The sequence below is a fragment of the Actinoplanes sp. NPDC023936 genome (assembly GCF_040639325.1).
Classification (GTDB): domain Bacteria; phylum Actinomycetota; class Actinomycetes; order Mycobacteriales; family Micromonosporaceae; genus Actinoplanes.
Map to the genome: position 1 here is coordinate 51,848 of NZ_JBEZZR010000023.1, position 20,854 is coordinate 72,701.

The window sequence follows — 20,854 nt, forward strand, 5'->3', positions numbered from 1 at the left end:
ATCGACAGGTGAGCGACCTACTGGACATCCGGCGCATCTACCTCGAGCCGGCGGCGGCCGACCTGCCGCGCGGGCGGGAGGTGCTCGCGCGGCACCCGGACGCCACGATCGTCGAGGTGGAGAGCCATCAGCGGATCCCCGAGCTCTACGGCGACGAGACGAACGTGCGGCGCTGGGTGCGGATCAAGCGGGAGGCGCTCGTCCTCGGCGTGAAGAAGACGATGACCGCCCGGCCGAACGGGCGGTCCGCCGACTTCATCGCGCCGTCGACGGCCAACGGGTGCGCGATGGCCTGCGCCTACTGCTATGTGCCGCGGCACAAGGGATACAGCAACCCGATCACCATCTTCGCGAACATCGAGCGCATCAGCGCGTACCTGGAAAGGCATGTGCGGAAGCAGGGCGTCAAGCCCGCCGCCAACGAATGCGATCCGCTCAGCTGGGTCTACGACATCGGCGAGAACTCCGATTGTGCGCTGGACGCGCGGATCAGCGACAACGTCCGGGATCTGGTCACCCTGTTCCGCGACCTGCCCACCGCGAAAGCCAGTTTCGCCACCAAACACGTGAACCGCGACCTGCTCGACTGGGATCCGCGCGGGCGCACCCGGATCCGGTTCTCGCTGATGCCGCCGGCCGACGCGAGAGTGCTCGACATCCGGACCAGCCCGATCGACGACCGGATCGCCGCGATCGACGACTTCGTGGCCGCCGGTTACGAGGTGCACGTCAATTTCAGCCCGGTCGTGGTGCGCGACGGCTGGCTGGCCGACTGGGCCGACCTGCTCGACCGGCTGGACGCCGGCATCGGCCCGGCGGCGAAACAGCAACTGGCCGCGGAAATCATCTTCCTCACCCACAACCGCGGCCTGCACGAGGTCAACCTGGGCTGGCACCCGAAAGCCGAGGAACTGCTCTGGCGCCCGGACCTGCAACAGGTGAAACGGTCCCAGAACGGCGACCTGAACGTCCGCTACCGCACCGGCGAGAAGGGCGCCTACGTCCGCGCCCTGACCGACCTGATCGCGTCACGCACGCCCTACCTGCGGGTCCGTTACGCCTTCTAGGTACGCGCGTGGGAGGGCGCCGGTGCCGGCGCCCTCCCACGGATCATCGGCGTTTCGGCTGGTCGGGGTCGGGCTCGATCAGGTCCCAGTCGACCTGGCCGGGCAGGAACGCATAACCCTCGAACACGGTGCTGAGCGAATGCTCGGTCGGCTTCGTGACATCGTCACCGTTCAGCCAGACCGAGTCGCACTCCCCGCACAGCAGGAAACTTGTCCCGTCGAGAAGGCTCCGGTAGGGGCGGAGCCAATCCTGACCACAGACCTTGCAGGCCACGTCGTCTCTAGTCATCGGCTTCCAGATTGAGTTTCGTCTTCGGATACGCGGTGATGATCTCGTCGCCGTTCTTGACGATTATGAGGATATGTGTTTCGCCCTTGGTACCGATACGGCGGCCCATCGGGATGATGTAGTACGTGCGGTTCCCCGGGTCGTCGGTGAAGACCGCGGTTCCGCGCCGGAGCCAGGCCTCGTCGATCAATTCGAAGACGTTCTGGTCGCCGATGTCGAAGACGTTGTGAACCGGTTTGTCCGGCCTGGGTTGCATGTGGTCCAGCACGTGCAGGATCCGGTGATTCTCGGCCGACCCCGGGCCGTACAGCAGGTGGGAAGGGCTCTCGAACCAGCCGTCTCCGAGGTCCTGCCACTCGATGTCGCACCAGCGCTCGTCGTTGTGGGTCAGGAGCGACGTGTCGCCGGCCAGGACGTAGTACGTGTGGTGCGTCGAGACGGTCAGGTTGTGGACCGTCGTCCATCGGATGCTGTGCTGCACCGCGGTGATCTGCACCCACGTGCCGGCGCTGGTACGCAACCATTGCCCGGCCGCGAGTTCGTCGGCTTTGCGCCACCGGCCGAGGTCCGGCACCCAGAACGGGTGGTCGTCGGTCGCCGTGACGGTGGCCGTCGAGTCGCCGGTGTCGACGGTCAGTTCGACGAGGTTCTTGGTACCGGTGCCGGTGATCAGGTCGGTGACCGTCTGCGCGTCGGTGACCCCGGTTCCGGGATCGGTGGACAGCACCCGATCGCCGACCCGTACGTTCTCGATCGCTTTGCTGGTGCCGTCGGCGAGTAGCACCGGTGTGCCGGCGACGAAGCTGTTCTTCCGCAGGCAGGAGGGCAGGATGCGGGTGCTGACGAGCCGGGCGAAGTTGGCGTCCACCGCCTTCTGCGGCGTGCTGACGCGCTGCAGGATCGCGGGGATCCGGATCTTGTTGATCGACCCGTGCAGCGACCCGAGGAGCCGGGCGCCGCCGACGCCGCTCCAGACGCCGCCGGCCGCGTACCGCATGAGCGAGCCTTCGGCCCAGGTCAGGAACATGCCGCCGATGCCCATGCTGGCTTCGGCGCCGCCGATCACCGCCATCGCGGCGGAACAGAGCCCGCCCAGGCAGCCCAGGGTCAGTGCGCCACCCAGGATGACCTCCATCGCGACGGTGCCCCACTGGCTGAACACCAGAGCGCCCGCGGTCAGCAGGTCCATCGCCCGGTTGTGCATGAAGTTGGGGTTGAACGTGTCCGCGACGCAGTTCTGGTAGTAGACGCTGTTGCTCTGCGCGAACTTGTTGCAGAACTCCTTGTTGACCATCGCCCGGCCGAGCTTGGCGTCGGTCGGCTCGAAGACGCGGAGGCATTCCGCCTGGAGTTCGGGGGCGGGTCCGGCGCCGCTGAGGCAGTTGATGAACTGGTCCTGGGCCGCCTGGGCCGCTGCCTTGGTCTCCTGGTCGATCAGCTTGTTGGCGTGGGTGGCGGCCTCCTCGTACAGCCGTTGCGCCTCCTGCTTGTCCTTGCCGGCGGCCAGCGCCGACGCCCGTGCGCGTTCGGCTGCGTCGATGGCCCGGCTCGCGTCGGCGCGGGCCCGCCGGTAGGCGGCCTGCGCCACAGCGACGGACTGGGCGGCGTCGCTGGCCGCCTGGTTGGCGACCTTGGCCGCGGCGATGGCCGTCTTCGCCGAGTTCGCGGCCTTGACGGCCGACTCCTCGGCCTTGACCGCTGACTGGATCGCCTTTGTCGCGTAGGTGGCCGCCAGCTTCGCCGACTCGCCCGCCTTGGCGGACCACTGCTGTGCCTCGGTGGCCTTGCCGCGTGCCATGGCGGCGACCGCCTGCGCCTCCTCGGCGTTCTGCTTCGCGGTGGTGGCGGCGTTGGACGCCCGCGCCAGCAAGGCGAGCATCTCCTGCTCGTGCACGACCGCGTCGTAGTCGTTCTGAGCGGGGCCGTACCAGCCGGTCGTCACGAACTCGTGCAGGGCGCCGGGAGTGCCGTCGAGTGCGATCTGTGCGGCAGCACGTAGTTCCGGGCCGCTCTCCTCGCTGGTCAGCATCCTGTTGGCGGCGATGCGATCGTCGTTGTACGCCGACTGGAACTGCCCGGTGGCCAGGAAGTCACGACGGTCCTGGTCGGTGCCGTCGAGGGCGCGCTGCGCCTGTTCGATGGTGGCCGGACTGCCGGCGGTCTTGGCCTCGGCGAGGATCCGGTTGACCTCGACCCGGTCGTCCACGGCCCGTTCCGGGTAGTTCTGGTCGGCGAGGAATCGTGCGACGTCGGTGTCGGTGCCACCGAGCGCCGCGATGGCCGCCGCCCGCCGGCTGGCGGTGCCGGTCTGCGCCATGGTGGCGACGGTGGTCCGGTCGTCGCGTGCGGCCGCGACGTCGATGCCGTGGCGGATGAACTCCACGACCTCGTCGTCGGTGCCGCCGAGTGCCCGTGCCGCCGCCTGCTGGGTGTAGGGGCCAGCGGTCCGGCTCAGGCTCAGTGCGGCCTTGCGCGCGCTCACGACGGCGTTCGCCGCGTTGGTGGCCGGGTCACGGACTTCGGCGATGAGCCGGTTGGTCTCGTCGTTGCGTTTGGCGGCCTCCTGCGCGTCCCACCGGATCCGCGCCTGGTACTGCTGATATGCGGCGAGTTCGGTGCGGGCCTGCTCGGTGCCGTCCTCGGTGAAGATCGCCAGCCGTTCCGCGTCGACGGCCCGGGCCGCCTCGTAGATGGCGTAGGCGTTGTTGGCCGCGGTGATGGCGGCGTCGGCGGCCTGGCTGGCCGCGTTCGCCGCCGCGGTCGCGGCGTTGGCGGCCTTTGTCGCATCGCCGGCATGACCGGCGGCGTCCTTGGCGGCCTTGGCAGCGGCGAGTGCGCTGGTGACGGCCTGGGTAGCCGCCGCGCGGGCGTTGCCGGCGGCGGTCGCGGCCACCTGCGCGTACTTGACCGAGGCGGAAGCGGCCCGGTTGGCCCGGGCAGCCTGGTAGCGGGCACGCCGGGCGGCCGCTTCGGCTTCCGCGACGTTCACGCCGGTGGCACGCGCCTGGGCGAGGGCGTCCTCGGCGGCCGCGGCGGCGTTCGCCGCGTTCGCGCTGGCGCTGTCCGCGGCCGCGACGACGTCCTTGACCTTGACCAGGACGGCTTCGGCCTTGGTGACCGCGTCGGCGGCCCTGGTCGCCAGTGCGGCGGCCTTCTCCGCGTCGGCTGCCGCGGTCAGTGCGGCGGCGGCCTTGTTCTTGTCGCGGGCCGCGTCGGCGGCGGCCTTGTAGGCGCGGTTGGCGGCGCGCCGGGTCGCCGCGGCGGCGGCGACCGCACGGGAGGCGGCCGCGGCGGCGTCGCGGGCCGCGGCGACCGCGGCCTGCGACGCCTGGATCGCCTGGGCGGCGGCGTCGGCGGACTTGCGTGCGGCGTCGGCGGCGCGGCGGGCGGCGGCCGCGGCCCGCTCGGCGTCCTCCTCAGCGTCGCGCATGGCGGCCAGCGCCTCCTGCGCCGACGCCTTGGCGGCGGCTGCGGCGGCTGCGGCCTTGGCGCCCTCCTCCTTCGCGGTCTCGATGAGTTCGGCGGAGCGCGCGCTGGCCCGTTCGGCGGCACCGACCAGGTCGGTGATCGCGGTGGCCTCCTCGTCGCGGGCTGCGGCGATGGCGTGCTGGCTGTCGAGGAAGGAGGTCAGGGCGTCGACGTTGCCGGCGTCGAGGGCCCGCTGCGCCAGCCGGCGCACGTTCGAGGTGGCCGGCGCCTTCGTCAGGATCTGGTTGACCTTGATCCGCTGGTCGAGTTCGAACGGTTTCTGCCAGCCGGAGGCCAGGAAGACGTCCAGCGGGCTCTGCGGGGAGTCGTCGACCTCCTCGACCGCCGGTCCGGTGGCGGCCGCGTCGGCGTCCAGGGCCTTCTGCGCGGCGGCGCGCAGCTGGGTGCCACCGGCCGCCATGATCTGGTTGACCCGTACCCGCTGGTCCACGCGCAGGGCGGCCTGCCAGCCCCGGGTCAGGAAGGGGATCAGCTGACCGGAGTCGAGGGCCTCCTGTGCTTCGGTGCGGACGGTCGGGCCGCCGCCGGCGAGGACCCGGTTCACCATGATCCGGTCGTCGAGGGCCTGGAGCGTACCGACCTGGTCGAGGAAGGCCCGGACGTCGTCGTCGCTACCGAGCAGTGCCTTCTCGGCGGCCGGGGCGACGAGCACCCCGCCGTTCTGCCACATCTGGACGACCGCTGAGCGGTCGGCCGGTTCCACTGCTGTCTGCTCGGCACGAGCCGGGCTGCTCACGGCGGTGGTCGCCGAGGTCATCATCACGACGGTCGCCAGGGCGGCGGTCCGTCGTGTCCATCGGGATGTCATGGGTGTTCTCTGCTCCTCTCCTGCGGGATTCGAGGCATGGCTGAGGGCACGACGGCCCGGTGGGCCGTCGTGCGCCTGGCGCTGGGGTCAGCCCGTGACCTTCAGCTGGAGCAGGGTGGTCGGGGGGCCGGGCGGGTCCTCGGTGATGCCGACCTGGGTGCTGCCGTCGGGGTCGACGGTGACGGTCTTGGCGGTGCCGCCGTCGGGTTTGACGGTGGCGGTGATGGCGTGACCGGTGCCGGGTTCCTGACCGTCGCCGCGGATCTCGAAGACCGCAGGGACCTCCATGTTGAGCAGGCCCTTGTTGCCGCTCACCCGGAAGCAGAGGGGGTTGCCACCGTTGATGTCGATATCGGTGGTGTAGACCTCGATGTTGCCGATGTCCCCGATGGCCGGGGTGGAGCAGTCGATGAACAGGATGTTGCCGTCGCCGGTGAGCAGCTTGACGTTCTTCTCGGCGAGGATGCCGGCCGCGCCGGGGTACATGTGGTCCTCGACGGCGGAGGCAGGGGTGTCGGCGGCGTCGTCGGCGGTGGCCGGGACTGCGGCGACGACGAACAGCGCGGCGACGGCAGCGGCCGCGCCGGCCGCGATCTTCAAGGGGTTACGCATCAGTCAGCTCTTCCTGGAGAAGGTCGATGAGGACGGCGGTCGTCACCAGACGGGGGTCCACTGGGCGCTGAGGCCACCGTGTTTGACCATCGCCGAGCCGTCGAGCGTGACGATGCCGACGCGGCTGGCGCTGACGTCGAGGTCGTGTACCCCCGAGTACTGGGTGACGAAGTCGTTGCCCAGCGCGCCTTCCTTGACCTTGGCGACGCCGTCGGTGGTGAGCAGACCGACCCGGTCGTCCTTGAGCTGAAGCTCCTTGGCGCCGGTGGACGCCAGGGTGTAGGTGGTTCCACTCCAGTCGATCGGGCCTTCGTACACCGATGCGGACCTGTTCAGGCCATACCTGCCGACTCGGTTGCCGGACAGCACGATGCCCTCCACGCCTGTCCCGACCTGGATCATCGGCTGGTGCCAGCTGGCGCTGAGCCCGCCCTCCTTGATCCGCATCACGCGGTTGAGGCCGGCGGTGATGCCGATGCGGGTGTCCGTGATCGACAGGTCGTGCACGCCGGAGTATTCGTCGACCCAGGAGGTGCTCAGGCCGCCTTCCTTGACCTTGGCGAGGCCGCCGGTGGTGAGGACACCGACCCGGTTGGGGGAGAGCACCAGCTTTCGGACCCCGGTGAAGACCCGGACGAAGCCCGCGCTCACCGCGCCGTCCTTGACCCAGGCTTCGCCATTGTGGGTGAGCACGCCGATGCGGTCGCTGACCACCACGATGTCCTTGGCGTTGGCCATGAGCGTCGTCCAGCCGGCGCTGAGCCCGCCTTCCTTGAGCCGGGTGCCGTAGTCGCCCTGCCGCACCCCGACGCGGGTGTCGGTGACGCCGACCTGCAGCGCGTTCGGCAGGCTCGCAGTCGTCGAGATCCACGACGCCAGGTCGTCGGCGCGGGTCTCCACCGCGTCACGACGCGTCGCGGTCTCGCCGAGGCAGCCGCCCTGGTACGAGCGGTTGTGCACCCCGACCAGCTGATAGGTGCTGCCGGTGCGGCGCAGCAGCGGCCCGCCCGCGTCGCCCTTGCAGATCGTCGCCTTGTCGGCGGCGGTGATGTCGACGGTGGTGGTGCCCGCCGCGGTCACGGTGAAGTCACCGGTGTGCAGCTTGGTCGGGTACCAGGTGTCGGCGGTCCGGCCGTACCCGGCCGCGACCAGCGTCTCCCCGACGGCCGGTGCCGTCGTCGAGATCGTCACCGGGGTGATGCCGGTGACCTCGTCGGTGAGCCGGGCCAGGACCAGATCCCGGTCCGGATGCGGGACGATCGCCCGCACCGTGCGGTCCTGACCCACCGTGCTGCTCAGGTCGAGCCGGCCGATCGTCGCCGTGGTCGTGCGTTTCGGCGCACCCGCGACGACGCCGCTGCCGTCGTTGAAACACGATGCCGCGGTGAGCACCCACCAGCGGTTGACCAGCGTGCCGGTGCACGAGCGCACCAGATCACCGAAGGTGAGCTTCACGCTGAACGCGAGCCCTGCGTCCGTGGCGGGTGCTCCACCACCGACCGCCTGGGCGGCGCCGGCCGGTACGAGACTCGCTCCCAGCAGCACCGCGGTGAACAACGCGACCCGCCCTCGGGCCCCTGTCTTCCTCATAGATGTGTTCCTCAGATCCGAGCTCGACGGGGAACGCCGATGGTCGGGCGCCCTCCGCCATCGACGAACCTCTAGGAGCACAACACGTGGTCATCGTCCGATGACGAGGTGATCATCTTCGAAGCGGGCGACCGGTGGTGGCCGATCGCCATATGATCATTTGCACAGGATCCGGGACGGCGGCGAAGAGATCTGTAATGGACAATCGGGCGCGGCATCGGGGCGCGCGCCCTCGGTCACCGGGGCCGCAGAGGGCAACGATGACCTGCCGAACTCCTGTGCCTAGCGGACTGTCCGATTCCGATCTCCGTGCTCGTCGACGGCCGGGTCCGTCACACCACCCTCGAACTCAACGTCAGCGTGTAAAGCTCAACGGATCAAGGAGATCGTCATGAAGTGGCGGTTCGCGACGGGGCGAGCGCGGTCGAGAGCGGCCAGCGGCCGGCCGGGAGAGGTCATCGCCGACCTCGATGCGGCGACCGCGGTGGCGGAGCAGCTACCCACCGCTCGGTACGGCGCTGTCGAAATGCGTCAGATAGTCGATTACGCAGGCTGATTCACGTCCCGGGGTTTCCCTAGACCCGGAACCGGGACACCAGCGTGTTCAGATCCGTCGACATCCGGGCCAGCTCCGCGATCGCCTGCTGCGTCTCCGCCACGCCCTGACTCGTATTGACGGCGGCCTGTGCCACGCCGGTGATGCCGCGGGAGATGTCGCCGGTTCCGGTGGCCGCCTCGGAGACGCTGCGGTTCATCTCGGCCGTCGTCGCGGTCTGTTCCTCCACAGCGGACGCGATGGTGGTCTGGAAGTCGCTGATCCGGGCGATCACCGTGGAGATCTTCTCGATCGCCTCGACGGCGCCCTCGGTGTCGACCTGAATCGCTTCGACCCGGCGGGAGATGTCCTCGGTGGCGCGAGCGGTCTCCTGCGCGAGGTCCTTCACCTCGCTCGCGACAACGGCGAATCCCTTGCCCATCTCGCCGGCCCGCGCGGCCTCGATGGTGGCGTTCAGGGCGAGCAGGTTCGTCTGCTCCGCGATCGCGGTGATCGTCTTGATCACGTTGCCGATCTCGGCGGACGACTCGCCCAGCTTGTTCATGGTGCTGGAGGTGGCCGCGGCGAGCCCGACCGCCTCCGCGGCGACCTGGGCCGCCTCACTGGCGTTGTGCGAGATCTCCCGGATCGAGGCGCCCATCTCCTCGCCGCCGGCCGACACCGTGTCCACGCTGCGGGAGATCTCCTCCGCGGCGCTGGAGACGGCCGCCGACTGGTCCGAGGCCTCCTGCGCCGAGGACGCGATCTGCGCGGCCGTGCTGGTCATCTCCTCGCTCGCCCCGGCCAGCGACGCGGCCGACCCCTCGATCGTGACGATCGCGCCGCGCAGCGAGACGGCCGCGGCGTCCAGCGACCGTCCCATCCGGCCGGTCTCGTCGTTGTTGGTCAGGCCGGTCCGCTGGGTGAGATCGCCGGCTTCCAGGGCCTCGCACACCCGCTGCACCGCGCCGATCGACTTCACGATCCGCATCGCGACGTAGGCGGCCAGGGCCAGCGCCAGCGCCAGCCCGACGACGAGCAGGACGATCTGGACGATCCGGTTGTTCTCGTAGGTGTCCTTCGCGGCCGTCGCGTTCTTGGCCGCGTCGGCGGTCTCGGTGCTGTCCAGCTCCGCGATGTCGGCGTAGATCGTCTGCAACAGCGGGATGGTCTGGGTGTCCCGCACCTTGGACCAGGCGGCCAGCTGGTTCTTCGCGCCGAGCGGCAGCAGCGTCCCCTCCGCCAGCTCGGTGTAGGCGTCCCACTCGGTCTGCAGGTGGTCGATGGTGTCCGGGTCACCGGCCGGCATGCTGTTCCGGTACGCGGTCATCGCCTCGTCGAAGGCGGTGAGGTCGTCCCGGAACGCCTCGGTGAACTTGGTGACCGAGGCGGCGTCCGGGGAGAGCGCCTGATTGGCGACGTCGGACCGGGTCTGCAGGACGGTGGCCCTGATCTGCCCCACGGCCTTGATGCTCGCCACGTTGCTCTCGTAGATCAGCTGGGCCTTGTCGCTGACCTCGCCCAGTGACATCAGCCCACTGATGCCCACGACGAGCGCCACCACGGCCGCCAGCGCCACCGCGCCGAGGATCTTGACCTTGACGCTGAGGTCCGCCACGAACCCGCCGCGCTTACCGGAGTTGTCCGAGCTCACAGCCTTACCGTAGGACGCAATCCGGGACTGCGTGCCCAGTCGGGACGGGAAAGGACTCGGAACGAGCGGTCCCCCATCTCATCGCTGCACAACCGCCACAACGATTCCCACCAACCCCATCAGCAGGGTCAGCGTGCCACCGAACGCGACACCCGCGCGGAGGATCGCGGCGGCCGGAGCGACGCCTCCGACGTACGCGAGCCAGCCGGTGGCGGCGGCGATGAGCAGCGCGAACATCACGGCAAGAGCGAGAGCCATCAGTACGAGTGAGACGACAGTGGACATGGTGACTCCTGTGACGAGTGGATAGCCTGGCGGGCGGAGCGCCACCATTGACCCGCCCGGTCCGCCCGGCCGCCACGACCGGCGTCGCCGGAGCCGGCCCATCCCCTGCTCACCGCCGCTGATCCGGAGTTCCGGACCTCTCCCGCTCCGGATGTTCACCGGGAAAGGACTGACGACCGTGACGGCCTTCTCCGACCGGCTGACCGAGCTGTTCGACTGCGCGGGCAGCCCGACGAACCAGGCTGTCGCCCGTCAGGCCGGTGAGCGGATCACGGCCCGCCGGGTGGAGGGTGTCCGCCCCGCCGACTACACCGGGCTGCGCCCGTTCGATCACAAACGCCTCAGCTCCTGGCGCACCGCGAAACACGTCCCGCACGACTGGCGCCAGCTGGCCGCCGTCCTGACCGTGCTGTTCGAGCTCGGCCGTGGCCGCCGCCCCGGCCGTTCCGACCTGTACGACGCCGCCACGTGGCGGCGGTCCTGGGAGGCGGCCCGCGCCGGCGACCGGGACACCGGCCCCCGCCACTGGAACGTGCCCCGCCCCGAGGACGACCTGATCCCCCGGCCCGAGCTCCTGGACGCCGTCGTCACCGCGCTGACCCGGGGTTCCGTCGTCCTGACCGCCGTGCACGGGGCCGGCGGATTCGGCAAGACCAGCCTCTTGAAGCAGGCCTGCCACCATCCTTCGGTGGTCGCCGCCCACGACGGCGGCGCACTCTGGGCCGAACTCGGCGAGGATCTGCGGGGCGCGGAACTCGCGGCCCGGGTCAACGACCTCACCGAGCAGCTGACCGGCAACCGTCCACTGACGACCGACCCGCTGCAGGCCGGCTTCCGGCTCGGTGCGGCGCTCGATGCCCGGGACGGCCGAGTGCTCCTCGCCGTGGACGACGTCTGGCTCGACGACCAGATCCGCCCGTTCCTGGCCGCCGCCAGATCAGCGCGCCTGATCGTCACCACCCGGTTCCGGCTGCCCTCGCTGGCCGGCGAACCGGCCGTGCGGGTGCCGGAGATGTCCGCCGAGCAGGCGGCATCCGTACTGTCCCGGGGCACCCCGGGCCTGCCGGCGCGGATCATGGCCGAGCTGATCACGCTGACCGGCGGCTGGCCCCTGCTGCTCGGCATCGCGAACCGGGCCATCGTCCGCCGCGTCGAGGCCGGCCGGGACCCCGCGGTGGCCGGTTCGGCGGTCGCGGATCGCCTGCACACGACCGGTCCGGCGAGCATGGACGGCGGGTCGTTCAGCAACGAGCAGCGCCGGGACCGCATGGTCGCGGCGTCGGTCGGCGCGAGCGTCGAGTTCCTGCCGCCCGCGGTCCGCGATCGGTACCGGGAACTGGCCGTCTTCGCCGAAGGCGAGGAGATCCCAGCTCGGATCGCGGGCCTGCTGTGGGGTCTCGACGACTTCGAGACGGACGAACTCTGCTGGGCCCTGGCCGACGCCTCGCTGATCGGCTTCGACGGCCGGGCGGTCCGGCTGCACGACGTCCTCCGCGCCCACCTGCGCATGGAGATCAAGCCGGACATCGCCGGGATCCACGGCAAGCTCGTGGACGCGGCGGCCTGCCTCGCGGAGGCGTGGTGGGAGCTCCCGCCCGAGCTGCCCTATCTCCGTCACCACCTGGTCCGCCATCTCCACGAGGCCGGCCGCGACGCGACGGCGCTGGTCACCGACCTGCGCTGGCTGACCTACCGGTTGCGGCACGACGGCCCGGCAGCCGCCGAGGCGGACACCGCGATCCCGCAGACCGCCGAGGCCGGGGCCGTCGGCGCGGTGATCCGGCGCAACGCCCACCTCCTCGACCCGCTGGAACCGCCGCACGCGCTCGGCGACATCCTGGCCAGCCGCATGCCGGGCCGCCACCTGCCCGGGGAGCCCGTGGCACGGCATCGCCTGGTCAACCGATGGGCACCGCCGAACACGTCTTCCCCGGAACTGGTCCGCGTGTTCGGCGGTAGTCATTACTCCCCGACGGGCGCGCCGAGCCAGATCATTCTCGCCGCCGGCGGCGCGATCCTGTTACGCACCTGGGAGAGACATCCCGTCGTCGAGTGCTGGGATCCCGAGACGGGAAAGCTGCTGGCTTCGATGACGGCGGCCGACAACGTCGGGTGCGAGGTGCTGGCGCATGCCGCCGACGGATCCCTCCTGGTGTCCAGCCCGTTATGGGGATACGCGCACCATCACGGCGCGGAGTTCAGGACGCTCACCGTGTGGGATCCGCGACGGGGCACCCGGAGATCCACCGTGAACACGGGCTTTCAGGACGCCTCCGTCAGCGTGGTGACACCCGCCGACGGCAGGTGGATCGCTGTGTGCGGAATCGATCCGCCCGGACCCTCGATGCGACATCGGGTCAGCGCCGTCATCCGGCTGTTCGATCCGGATGACGGCACGGAGATCCGGACGCTCGACACCGGGCACCTCCATGGTGTCGAGCAGATGTCCCTGACGGGCGACGGCACCCGCCTCATCACCAAGGATGCCGAGGACCCGGTGTGGCGTTTCTGGGACACCTCGACCGCCACCCTGGTGCATGAATTGAATCTGAGCGATCCCATCGACGAGTGCCTGAGCGTGTCTCCCGACGGTGACTGGATCGTCACTATCGCTTCACCGCACGTCGATGATGCCGGCAATGTCACGGCTCACCTCCGGGACACCATGACCGGCGGGGTCCGGGCCGAGATCGACGTGAGTTACAGCGGCTTCCCACGCGTCACGGCGTCGCCCGATGGCCGGTGGCTCGCGACCGTGACCGCGTCGGGTCACTCCGGTGACACTCTCGTACAGGTCTGGAGAAGCGCCGACGGCGCGCTTCTCCAGACCATGGAAGTCGACTCACCGACAAGCCGTGCGTCGATCGCTGTAGCACCGGACAGCCGATGGTTCGCCGTCACGGAGAATGACAACACCGCACTCGTTCTGTGGGATGCCCACACCGGACAATCACGTGGGGTCATCGGTACCGGGACATTGGGAGTGGCCTGCGGCGTCGGCATCGCTCCGCACGGGCGCTGGATCGCGACCGCCGGCGGCATACTCGGCGATCCGGCGATCCGCATCTGGAACACCGCTGGGGCGACACGGTCCCGATCCACCGCCGCCGCGTCCGCCTGCCGGGAAGCGCACGTGCCGGCGGCAGGCGGCTGGGTGGTCGCGCACGAGTGGGCAACGGACAACGCGCTGCTGATCCGCGATGCCCGAACGGGTCACGTCCGGCTCGTACTGCGCGCAATGGTCTCCTGGCAGACCCCGCACATCGTCGTCGCTCCGGACGGGTCCTGGTTGGCCACGATCAACCACGACCGTACCGTGGGGCATCCCGCGCTCGAGGTCCGTGACTCCCTCACCGGGTCGGTGATACACCGCGCTCACATCGACAGCGCTTTCGTACAGAGCATGGCGTTGTCACGGGACGGGCGGTGGCTGTTGTCGGCGGACGGCAGAAGTCACGGTGGGAAGCGGGGAGAATCGCTGGTTCGGCTCTGGGACACCAGCACCTGGACGGTGCGATGGGAGATTCAGAGCGGCCATCCCACCGGCGTCGGGAGCATCGCCATCGCGCCCGGCGGCGACTGGTTCGCCACCACGGGGCTCGGCTCGCCCGCCGACCCGACTCTCTCCACCGTACGCCTCGGGCGGCTCGTGGAGGGCACTCCACGACTGGTGATCGACATCGGGCCGGGGCGGGCGGTGTCATCGATCGCCCCGACGCCGGACGGCGCCGCCCTGATCACGCAGCAGAACGGTGCGCGATCGAATCCGTACCCGGGTGTCGAGCTGTGGGATACGACCAGCGGAGAACGTCGGCTCGGCATCGAGGTGCCGCACCATTTCGGCGGCGGTGCCGTGGCGTGCGCCCCGGACGGCTCCTGGCTCACCGCGGTCGGCACCGACGTGCGCGGATGGACCACGGCCGACGGCACCAGCCGATTCCGGATCGGCGAACCCAGCGTTTTCAGCCGCCGCCGCGTCGTCATCGCACCGGACAGTGCCTGGTTCGCGGTCACCCGGGAACGAAGCGTGCAGGTGTTCGACTCCTATGGCGAGCCGCTCGCCGGCATGCGCGTCGACGGGCACATCAACGACTGCGCCGTCTCCGCCGATGGCCGGGTGATCTATGTGGCGGCATCGTGCGGGCTTCACGCCTTCGACCTCCTGCACCCCGGCGAGGCCTCCGGCGCGCAGTGAAGCCCGGCGGGATCGCCGCCGGGCTTCACTGCTGGTGCGGAGAACGGGGTCAGGCGAAGCGGGTCGCGATCCAGTCCGCCACGTAGTCGGCGGATTCGATCACCGCCTCGTCGTGGTCGGCGTCCGGGAGGCCGAGGAACGTGACCGGGACCCCGTACGCCTGGATCTGCGGCACCAGGTAGTCCGTGGAGAGGAAGAACGGGACCGCCTCGTCGTCCGTGCCGTGCACGATCAGCACCGGCGCGCTCGGCGCCGTCTGGGCCGGGTTCTGGTAGGAGGCCAGCTTGGTGACCACCGCGGCCGGCACCTGCCCGCCGTTCACCAGCTGCGCGGCGGTGAAGTTCTGATAGGCGGCGAGGATCTCGTAGAGACAGCCGGTGTTCAGCACCGGAGTCTTCGCCTCGGCCGGGGCGGCCAGGACCGAGTACGGGTGGAAGGTCGGCTCCACCGCGGCCAGCCCGTACAGGGCCATCACCAGGTATCCCTGCCCTTCGGTTCCGGCGATGACCGGGATGATCTGCTCGGTGTTGGAGACCGGGGCGATGCTGGCCGTGCCCTTCAGCACGAGCGTCCCGTCGTAGGAGGGCGCCAGCTGGCTCGCGAAGAGCGCGCCCTGCCCGCCCTGCGAGTGCCCGTCGACGACGTACTGGGTGGAGAGAGACGTGTCGAGGTTGCGCGCCGCTTTGACGCTGTCGATCAGTGACCGGCCGGCGCTGGCGCCGATCAGGTACGGGTGCGCCTGTGCCGTACCCAATCCGGGGTAATCCGGGGCCGTGACGGTCCAGCCGCGGCTCAGCAGTTCGGCGACCGCGATGCGCGCCTCCTCCCAGAAGACCGCTTGATTGGTGGACGGCGCGCATTTGTCGGCGAGGCCGGTGGTGCCGTGCCCCCATGCGACGATCTTGCCGTTCTTCCCGGTTTTCGGAGTCATGATCAGACCGGTGGCGGTGATGACGTTTCCGGTCAATCCGGTGGTGACGTATTGGATGCGGCGGCCGGTGGCGAGCGGCGCCAGTTCGGCCGGCAGGGTGGCGGCCGAACTGGTCAGCACGACGCCGGGCAGGGCTGCCGCGGCCGCTGGCTGGGCGGTGGCGGCGACCGTGCCGCTGACAGCGAGTAGCGCCGTGAGCAGCACATGTGACAGTGATTTCATGTAGACCCCGTTCCCTGAAAGATTTGAGGGCTCAGCCTAAAACCGATCACCGGCAACCGAATCCATATTCAGGTACACAGATGCCTAGCCACCTATCCGATGTGGAATCGCCGATTGCGTCAAAGCGAAGATCCATTTAAGCCGATCTTTACGAAGAACGTTTCAGACGCCGCTCGGGAACGTCTCCGGCTCGCGCCTGTCCACCCGCAGGGTGTGCAGCGGGCGCAGCGCGTGCGTCTCGTCGAACCAGAGGAACGCGTCGTAGCGGCCGCCCAGGATCGTGGGCACGTAGTTGGCCCAGCGTTCCCGGTGCGGCTGGTAGACCACACCGATCGCCCGATGGGCCAATACGGTCGTGAGCAGGTCCGGCCCGTCGGTCCCGGCGGGGAAGACGAACAGGCCGCACCGTGGCGCGGCGGCGTGCAGCACGTCCTCCAGCGAGTCCGGCCGTGCCTCCGGCACGCCCATCACCTCCATCGGGGCGCCCCAGGCGGGCCCGGCCACCACACTTCCCCGGTACGTTCCACAGCCCACCAGCACGACCTCGTCGTCGCCGAAGCGCTCCCGGGCGAGCTGGCCGAGAGTGACCTCCCCGTACCGTGACTGATCGGTGGCACGGGCGTCACCGACGTGGGTGTTGTGCGCCCAGACGACCGCTTTGGATCCCGGCCCGTACCGGGTCAGCAGACGGTCCAGGGTCTGGTCCATGTGCCGGTCCCGGATGTTCCAGGCCTCCGGCCCGCCCTGCACCATGCTCCGGTAGTAGCCCTCGGCGCCGGCCACCACCTCGGCGTTCTGCCACACCCCGAAGTCCCGGTCCTTGAGCGCGGCGAGCATCCGGACCACGTTCTCCTGGCAGCCGGCCGAGACGAACTGGGTGGACCAGGCGTACGCGTTGGGGTCCTCGGCGAACGGCTCGAAGCACCGGTACGCGTCGAGCGCCGCGGGCACCAGGTCCGGGTCGTGCTCGCGCAGCCAGGTCAGGATCTGGTGCATCGACTCCCAGAGCGAGTAGACGTCGAGCCCGTGGAAGCCGGCCCGGTCGCCGGGCGGCCGCCGCGCGTTGAAGTCGCGCAGCCAGCGGGTGAAGTCGACGGTCTCCTCGTTCGCCCACATCCAGGTCGGCCACCTGTCGTACCGGATCAGGGCGGCCCGCGGGTCCTCGGGCGCGCCCGGCGCGCACCGCACCGCGGCGTCCACCCGATCGCAGTCCGGCCAGTCCCCCTCGACCGCCACGAAGGAGAACCCGCGCTCCTCGATGAGCCGCCGGGTCAGCGCGGCCCGCCAGGTGTAGAACTCGTGTGTCCCGTGGGTGGCCTCGCCGATCTGGACGACCCGCGCGCCGGCTGCCCGATCCAGGAGAACCTCCAGGTCCCCCGGGTCACGCAACGGCCGGGCGATGGACGCCACCTCGTCCCCGTACCGGATCATCCTGGTCCGGTACCCCGGGCGTTGCGCCCTATACGTCCGACTTAGCCAGATCGGCGAGACGGTCCGGGCGGGACGGCCGCGCCCGGCCGGGCAGCGGGCGGGCCGCCAGCACGCAGGTGTCGTCGTCCGGGTTGGCCCGGCGCAGACGTGCCACCAGCTCGGCGAGCGGGCGCGCCGGCGACGCCCGGACCGCCTCGTCGACCGTGGCGATCACCGCGTTCAGCCCGGTGTCGAGGCACTGCCCGCGGTGCTCGACCAGGCCGTCGGTGTAGAGCAGCAGCACGTCGCCGGGGAGGAAGCCGGTGACCGCGTCCGGGTACACGGCGCCGTCGACGACACCGAGCATCGGCCCGGGCGGGCGCGCCAGCGGCCGGGTGCGGCCGTCCCGGCTGAGCAGCGGCGGCGGATGGCCGGCCTGTGCCCAGACCAGCTCCTGGCGGACCGGGTCGAAGCGGGCGATCACCGCGGTGGCGGCCACCTCGGGAGTCTGCGTGCCCAGCTCGCAGGTGAGCTGGTTGAGGTGCCCGAGCAGGGTGCCCGGATCGCTGGTGATCACGGTGAGCGCCCGCAGGGCGTGCCGCAGCTGCGCCATCGTGGTGGCCGCCGGGGTGCCGTGCCCGGCGACGTCGCCGACCGCGAGCAGCACCGCGCCGTCCCGCAGGGCCGCCGCGTGGTACCAGTCGCCGCCGACCATGGTCTCCTCGGTGGCCGGAAGGTAGCGGACGGCCGCCTTCAGGCCGGGCAGCTCGATCGGCTCCTCCGGGATCGGCAGGATGATCCGCTGGAGCCGGGCGGTGAGGTCGTGCTCGGCGGCGGACGCCCGGCGCTGCTCGTCCAGCTCGTGCTCGACAGCGGCGAGCCGTTCCGCCCCGATCTGCTGCTCGGTGACGTCCTGCACGATGCCGTAGATGCGCAGCGGCCGCCCGTCGGCGTCCCGGACCGCGTCGGCGACCGTGCGCAGATGCTTGACCCGGCCGCCGATCCGCACCCGGCTGATCAGATCGACCCGTTCCGAGCGGCGGAACGCGTCCAGGGCGGCGAGCCGCAGCGGCTGGTCGTCGGCGACCGCCGCCCGGTCCGCCTCCTCCTGGCTGAGCGGGCCGAGGGCCGGGTCCCGCTCGTAGATCCGATAGATCTGCGGCGACCAGTAGATCTCGCCGCTGACCAGATCCCACTCGCCCCAGCCGAGCCTGCCGAGCTCCTCCATGTCGGCCAGGCGGTCCCGCTCCCGCTGCGGGTGGTCGCGCCGGGCGCCGGGCGGCCGGTGCCCGACCGGCTCGTCGCGGCCGAGCGGCTCTTTGCGGCCGGCCGGCTCGTCGCGGCCGAGCGGCTCTTTGCGGCCGGCCGGCTCGTCGCGGCCGAGCGCGGCCAGCATCTGCGGCACCGGTGACGCGGCGCCCTCCTGCACGTTGTCCAGCAGCCGGGTGACCCGGACGGCCATCTCGGCCACCTCGCAGTCCTGCGCCTCCGCCATCCGCACCAGGTGGCGGTGCGCCTCGGCGAGCCGGCACCGGGCCCGGCCGGCGAGCAACCCGGCGGCCCGCTCGACGCGGATCCGGGCCGCCTCCGGCGACGCGTCGCTCGCGTCGGGACCCAGCGTGCTCAACGCCTGCGCGTACGCCTGACTGCCCACCGGAGACCTCCCGCCCGTTCTGGGCTCCTGCTTACGCCAGGCCGCGCGGGCGCCGCATCCTCCGATCATCCGGGCCGGGCTCCCGCCTGCGACATCACGTCACGCGGTCACCCGGTCGGGCGTCGGGCGTTCGGCCACCGGCACCCCGGACAAGGGCTCAGAGCTCGAAGAGGGACCGGATCGCCTCGGTCAGGCGGGCCATGCTCGCGCCGGTCACCATGCCGATCCGCTCGGCGCCCGTCGACGCGGGCAGCCGGCGCATCCGGTTGATCACCACGACGCCGGTGATCGGGTCCTGCTCGGTCAGGGCCACCGCGTACGGCGGGAGTTCGGTGACGCCGCGCTGGCGCACGATCGGCGCGCAGAACGGGGCGGCGTTGGACCGCTCGTTGTAGCTGTCCCCGGAGAGCACGAGCACGCGGTATCGCAGGTCGGAACGGTCGCCGATGGTCCAGATCTCCCCGCGGCGCACGTCAGCAGTGTCCTGCGGGCGGCGTCGTCCGGCTCGGCATGGCTGGAAGCGTACCGCCGCCCCGATCGCGGCCCGCGCCACCCCGCCGCGTGCCGCCTACCGTCCTGTTACGGCGAAGCCGCGTCACGCCGCGCGGCGCGCCGCCTTGTCCCGGTACATCGCCTGATCGGCCCGGCGGATCAACTCGTCGGCGTCGAGCAGTCCATCGGAGCAGACCGTGCCCACGCTGGCGCCCACCCGTACCGTCTCGCCGGAAATCGCCACCGGCGCGCTCAGCGCGCCCCGGACGTGGTCGGCGAGCCGCTCGGCAGCGCCCGGCCCGTGGGAGAGCAGCACGAACTCGTCGCCGCCGTACCGGGCGACCGTGTCACCGTCCGGCAGGCCGGCGCGCAGCCGGGCCGCCACCTCGGTGAGCAGCCGGTCGCCGGCCAGGTGGCCGAGCCGGTCGTTGACCGCCTTGAAGCCGTTGAGGTCGCAGAAGAGCAGCACCACCTCGGGCCGGCCGGCGTCGCGTTCGGCGGCCAGCGCGGCGTCCAGGCGGTTCCACAGCTCGGCCCGGTTCGGCAGGCCGGTCAGCAGGTCGTGGGTGGCCTGGTGGCGCATCCGGGCCTCGGCGATCTCGCGCTGCTCGGCGAGACGGGCCACCCGGATCGCGACGAGCACCACGATCAGCAGGTTGCCGACGGTCAGCAGCGCGGTGTCACCGCGCGCACCGAGGAACTCCCGGGCCGCGGCGACCAGCGGCACCACCGTGACCGCAGCGGTCAGGAAGATCACCCGGATCCGGAACGGACGCTCCTTCGGCGCCGGGCCGGGCTGCGCCATCCGTTCCGCGCCGGGCAGCAGCGTGGCCAGCCCGACCAGCAGGTAGGTGATGGCGAAGAGCATCTCGCGGCCGGCCGAGGACGACCCGGTGATCGTGCCGGTCGCGGTGGCCGCCGCTGTCGCGCCGGCCAGGTCGAACACCATCGCGGCGGCGAGCAGCGCCAGCGGCAGCGGCGGCCGCCGGGCGATCACCACGAGCCGGAGCATCGCGCCGAGCACGCCGGCGAGCAGCAGCACGGTCGTCAGCAGCATGGTCTGCCGGCCCACCACGACCCGCGCCGCGTTGAGCGCCGGCTGCAGCAGCGCGGTCCAGGTGAGCGCGGCCACCACGATCGCGACCACGCTGGCGTCGATCAGGCCGCCGACGTCGTCCCGGCCGCGCCGCAGCACCAGCAGCACCGCGGCGATCAGCAGATGAGCGTGGCTGACCGCCACCAGCGTCTCGGCGGCCGCACTGTGCGGCCCCTCGGCGGCCAGATTCACCGCATTGGAGCCGACCAGCCAGCACAGACCCAGGGCCAGCCATCGGTACGGGGCCCGCTCGGTCACCGCCACCCGCGGCAGGACGGTCAGCACCGCCACGCCGGCCAGCAGCGAGACGAGCAGCATCACCAGCTGCCGCCCGGGCGGGGGCGCCACCGGCATGGCTGCGGTCAGTGCGCCGGTCACCACCAGGTAGACGGACACGCCGAGAAAACGGGTCACGAGCCAATCCATCGGTCGCGCCCGCCACGACCTGAGCTTGCTCAACACGTGGGCACGATCGAACCTCTGGCCGCCCGAACCCGTAAGAATGACGGCGGGAACCCGTAACAC

The 20,854-nt window shown here is 70.9% G+C and carries 13 protein-coding genes; 2 read left to right on the forward strand and 11 right to left on the reverse strand.

Going from position 1 to position 20,854, the window contains the following annotated elements; translation table 11 throughout:
- The first annotated feature begins 8 nt into the window (after window positions 1–8).
- The gene (locus AB0F72_RS26505) at window positions 9–1,067 is read left to right on the forward strand and encodes a spore photoproduct lyase family protein (RefSeq protein ID WP_360436199.1); all 1,059 of its coding nucleotides are present in this window, start codon (window positions 9–11) and stop codon (window positions 1,065–1,067) included.
- Between the two features lie 43 nt (window positions 1,068–1,110).
- On the opposite strand, the gene AB0F72_RS26510 is transcribed toward AB0F72_RS26505, so the two are convergent.
- The 6 genes from AB0F72_RS26510 to AB0F72_RS26535 form a co-directional block, all read right to left on the reverse strand.
- Window positions 1,111–1,356 (reverse strand): hypothetical protein, encoded by a 246-nt coding sequence (locus AB0F72_RS26510; RefSeq protein ID WP_360436201.1) that lies wholly within the window; start codon window positions 1,354–1,356, stop codon window positions 1,111–1,113.
- Window positions 1,349–5,653 carry a polymorphic toxin-type HINT domain-containing protein gene (locus AB0F72_RS26515; protein ID WP_360436203.1) on the reverse strand — a complete coding sequence of 1,435 codons (4,305 nt, stop codon included), beginning with the start codon at window positions 5,651–5,653 and terminating at the stop codon, window positions 1,349–1,351. Before AB0F72_RS26515 ends, AB0F72_RS26510 begins: the two co-directional genes overlap by 8 nt.
- An 87-nt stretch (window positions 5,654–5,740) precedes the next feature.
- Window positions 5,741–6,265, reverse strand: coding sequence for a hypothetical protein (locus AB0F72_RS26520; RefSeq protein WP_360436205.1), 525 nt, complete (start codon window positions 6,263–6,265; stop codon window positions 5,741–5,743).
- Between the two features lie 42 nt (window positions 6,266–6,307).
- Window positions 6,308–7,855, reverse strand: coding sequence for a S1 family peptidase (locus tag AB0F72_RS26525; RefSeq protein WP_360436207.1), 1,548 nt, complete (start codon window positions 7,853–7,855; stop codon window positions 6,308–6,310).
- A 575-nt stretch (window positions 7,856–8,430) separates the two neighbouring features.
- Window positions 8,431–10,044 (reverse strand): methyl-accepting chemotaxis protein, encoded by a 1,614-nt coding sequence (locus AB0F72_RS26530; protein WP_360436209.1) that lies wholly within the window; start codon window positions 10,042–10,044, stop codon window positions 8,431–8,433.
- 78 nt (window positions 10,045–10,122) lie between these two features.
- Window positions 10,123–10,329 carry a hypothetical protein gene (locus tag AB0F72_RS26535; RefSeq protein ID WP_360436211.1) on the reverse strand — a complete coding sequence of 69 codons (207 nt, stop codon included), beginning with the start codon at window positions 10,327–10,329 and terminating at the stop codon, window positions 10,123–10,125.
- A gap of 178 nt (window positions 10,330–10,507) precedes the next feature.
- Here AB0F72_RS26535 and AB0F72_RS26540 point away from each other — a divergent pair, with 178 nt between their 5' ends.
- Entirely contained in the window at window positions 10,508–14,524 is a 4,017-nt protein-coding gene (locus tag AB0F72_RS26540) for an NB-ARC domain-containing protein (RefSeq protein WP_360436213.1), read from the forward strand.
- Between the two features lie 49 nt (window positions 14,525–14,573).
- Here the strand turns inward: AB0F72_RS26540 and AB0F72_RS26545 are convergent, their stop codons facing one another.
- From AB0F72_RS26545 to AB0F72_RS26565, 5 genes are all read right to left on the reverse strand, one after another.
- On the reverse strand, window positions 14,574–15,677 hold the full coding sequence (locus AB0F72_RS26545) for an alpha/beta fold hydrolase (RefSeq protein WP_360436215.1): 1,104 nt from the start codon (window positions 15,675–15,677) through the stop codon (window positions 14,574–14,576).
- A 162-nt stretch (window positions 15,678–15,839) separates the two neighbouring features.
- On the reverse strand, window positions 15,840–17,108 hold the full coding sequence (locus tag AB0F72_RS26550; RefSeq protein ID WP_360436217.1) for an erythromycin esterase family protein: 1,269 nt from the start codon (window positions 17,106–17,108) through the stop codon (window positions 15,840–15,842).
- 28 nt (window positions 17,109–17,136) lie between these two features.
- The gene (locus AB0F72_RS26555; protein WP_360436219.1) at window positions 17,137–18,741 is read right to left on the reverse strand and encodes a SpoIIE family protein phosphatase; all 1,605 of its coding nucleotides are present in this window, start codon (window positions 18,739–18,741) and stop codon (window positions 17,137–17,139) included.
- Window positions 18,742–18,898: 157 nt separating this feature from the next.
- Window positions 18,899–19,213: a type II toxin-antitoxin system PemK/MazF family toxin gene (locus AB0F72_RS26560; RefSeq protein ID WP_360436221.1), complete on the reverse strand. Its 315-nt coding sequence runs from the start codon at window positions 19,211–19,213 to the stop codon at window positions 18,899–18,901.
- Window positions 19,214–19,336: 123 nt separating this feature from the next.
- On the reverse strand, window positions 19,337–20,743 hold the full coding sequence (locus AB0F72_RS26565; RefSeq protein WP_360436223.1) for a GGDEF domain-containing protein: 1,407 nt from the start codon (window positions 20,741–20,743) through the stop codon (window positions 19,337–19,339).
- Between the last annotated feature and the right edge of the window lie 111 nt (window positions 20,744–20,854).

Bases quoted from the DNA above. Each gene is read 5' to 3' on its own strand.
- AB0F72_RS26510 (WP_360436201.1), bottom strand. From the start codon at position 1,356: ATGACTAGAGACGACGTGGCCTGCAAGGTCTGTGGTCAGGATTGGCTC.
- AB0F72_RS26515 (WP_360436203.1), bottom strand. From the start codon at position 5,653: ATGACATCCCGATGGACACGACGGACCGCCGCCCTGGCGACCGTCGTG.
- AB0F72_RS26520 (WP_360436205.1), bottom strand. From the start codon at position 6,265: ATGCGTAACCCCTTGAAGATCGCGGCCGGCGCGGCCGCTGCCGTCGCC.
- AB0F72_RS26525 (WP_360436207.1), bottom strand. From the start codon at position 7,855: ATGAGGAAGACAGGGGCCCGAGGGCGGGTCGCGTTGTTCACCGCGGTG.
- AB0F72_RS26535 (WP_360436211.1), bottom strand. From the start codon at position 10,329: ATGTCCACTGTCGTCTCACTCGTACTGATGGCTCTCGCTCTTGCCGTG.
- AB0F72_RS26545 (WP_360436215.1), bottom strand. From the start codon at position 15,677: ATGAAATCACTGTCACATGTGCTGCTCACGGCGCTACTCGCTGTCAGC.
- AB0F72_RS26550 (WP_360436217.1), bottom strand. From the start codon at position 17,108: ATGATCCGGTACGGGGACGAGGTGGCGTCCATCGCCCGGCCGTTGCGT.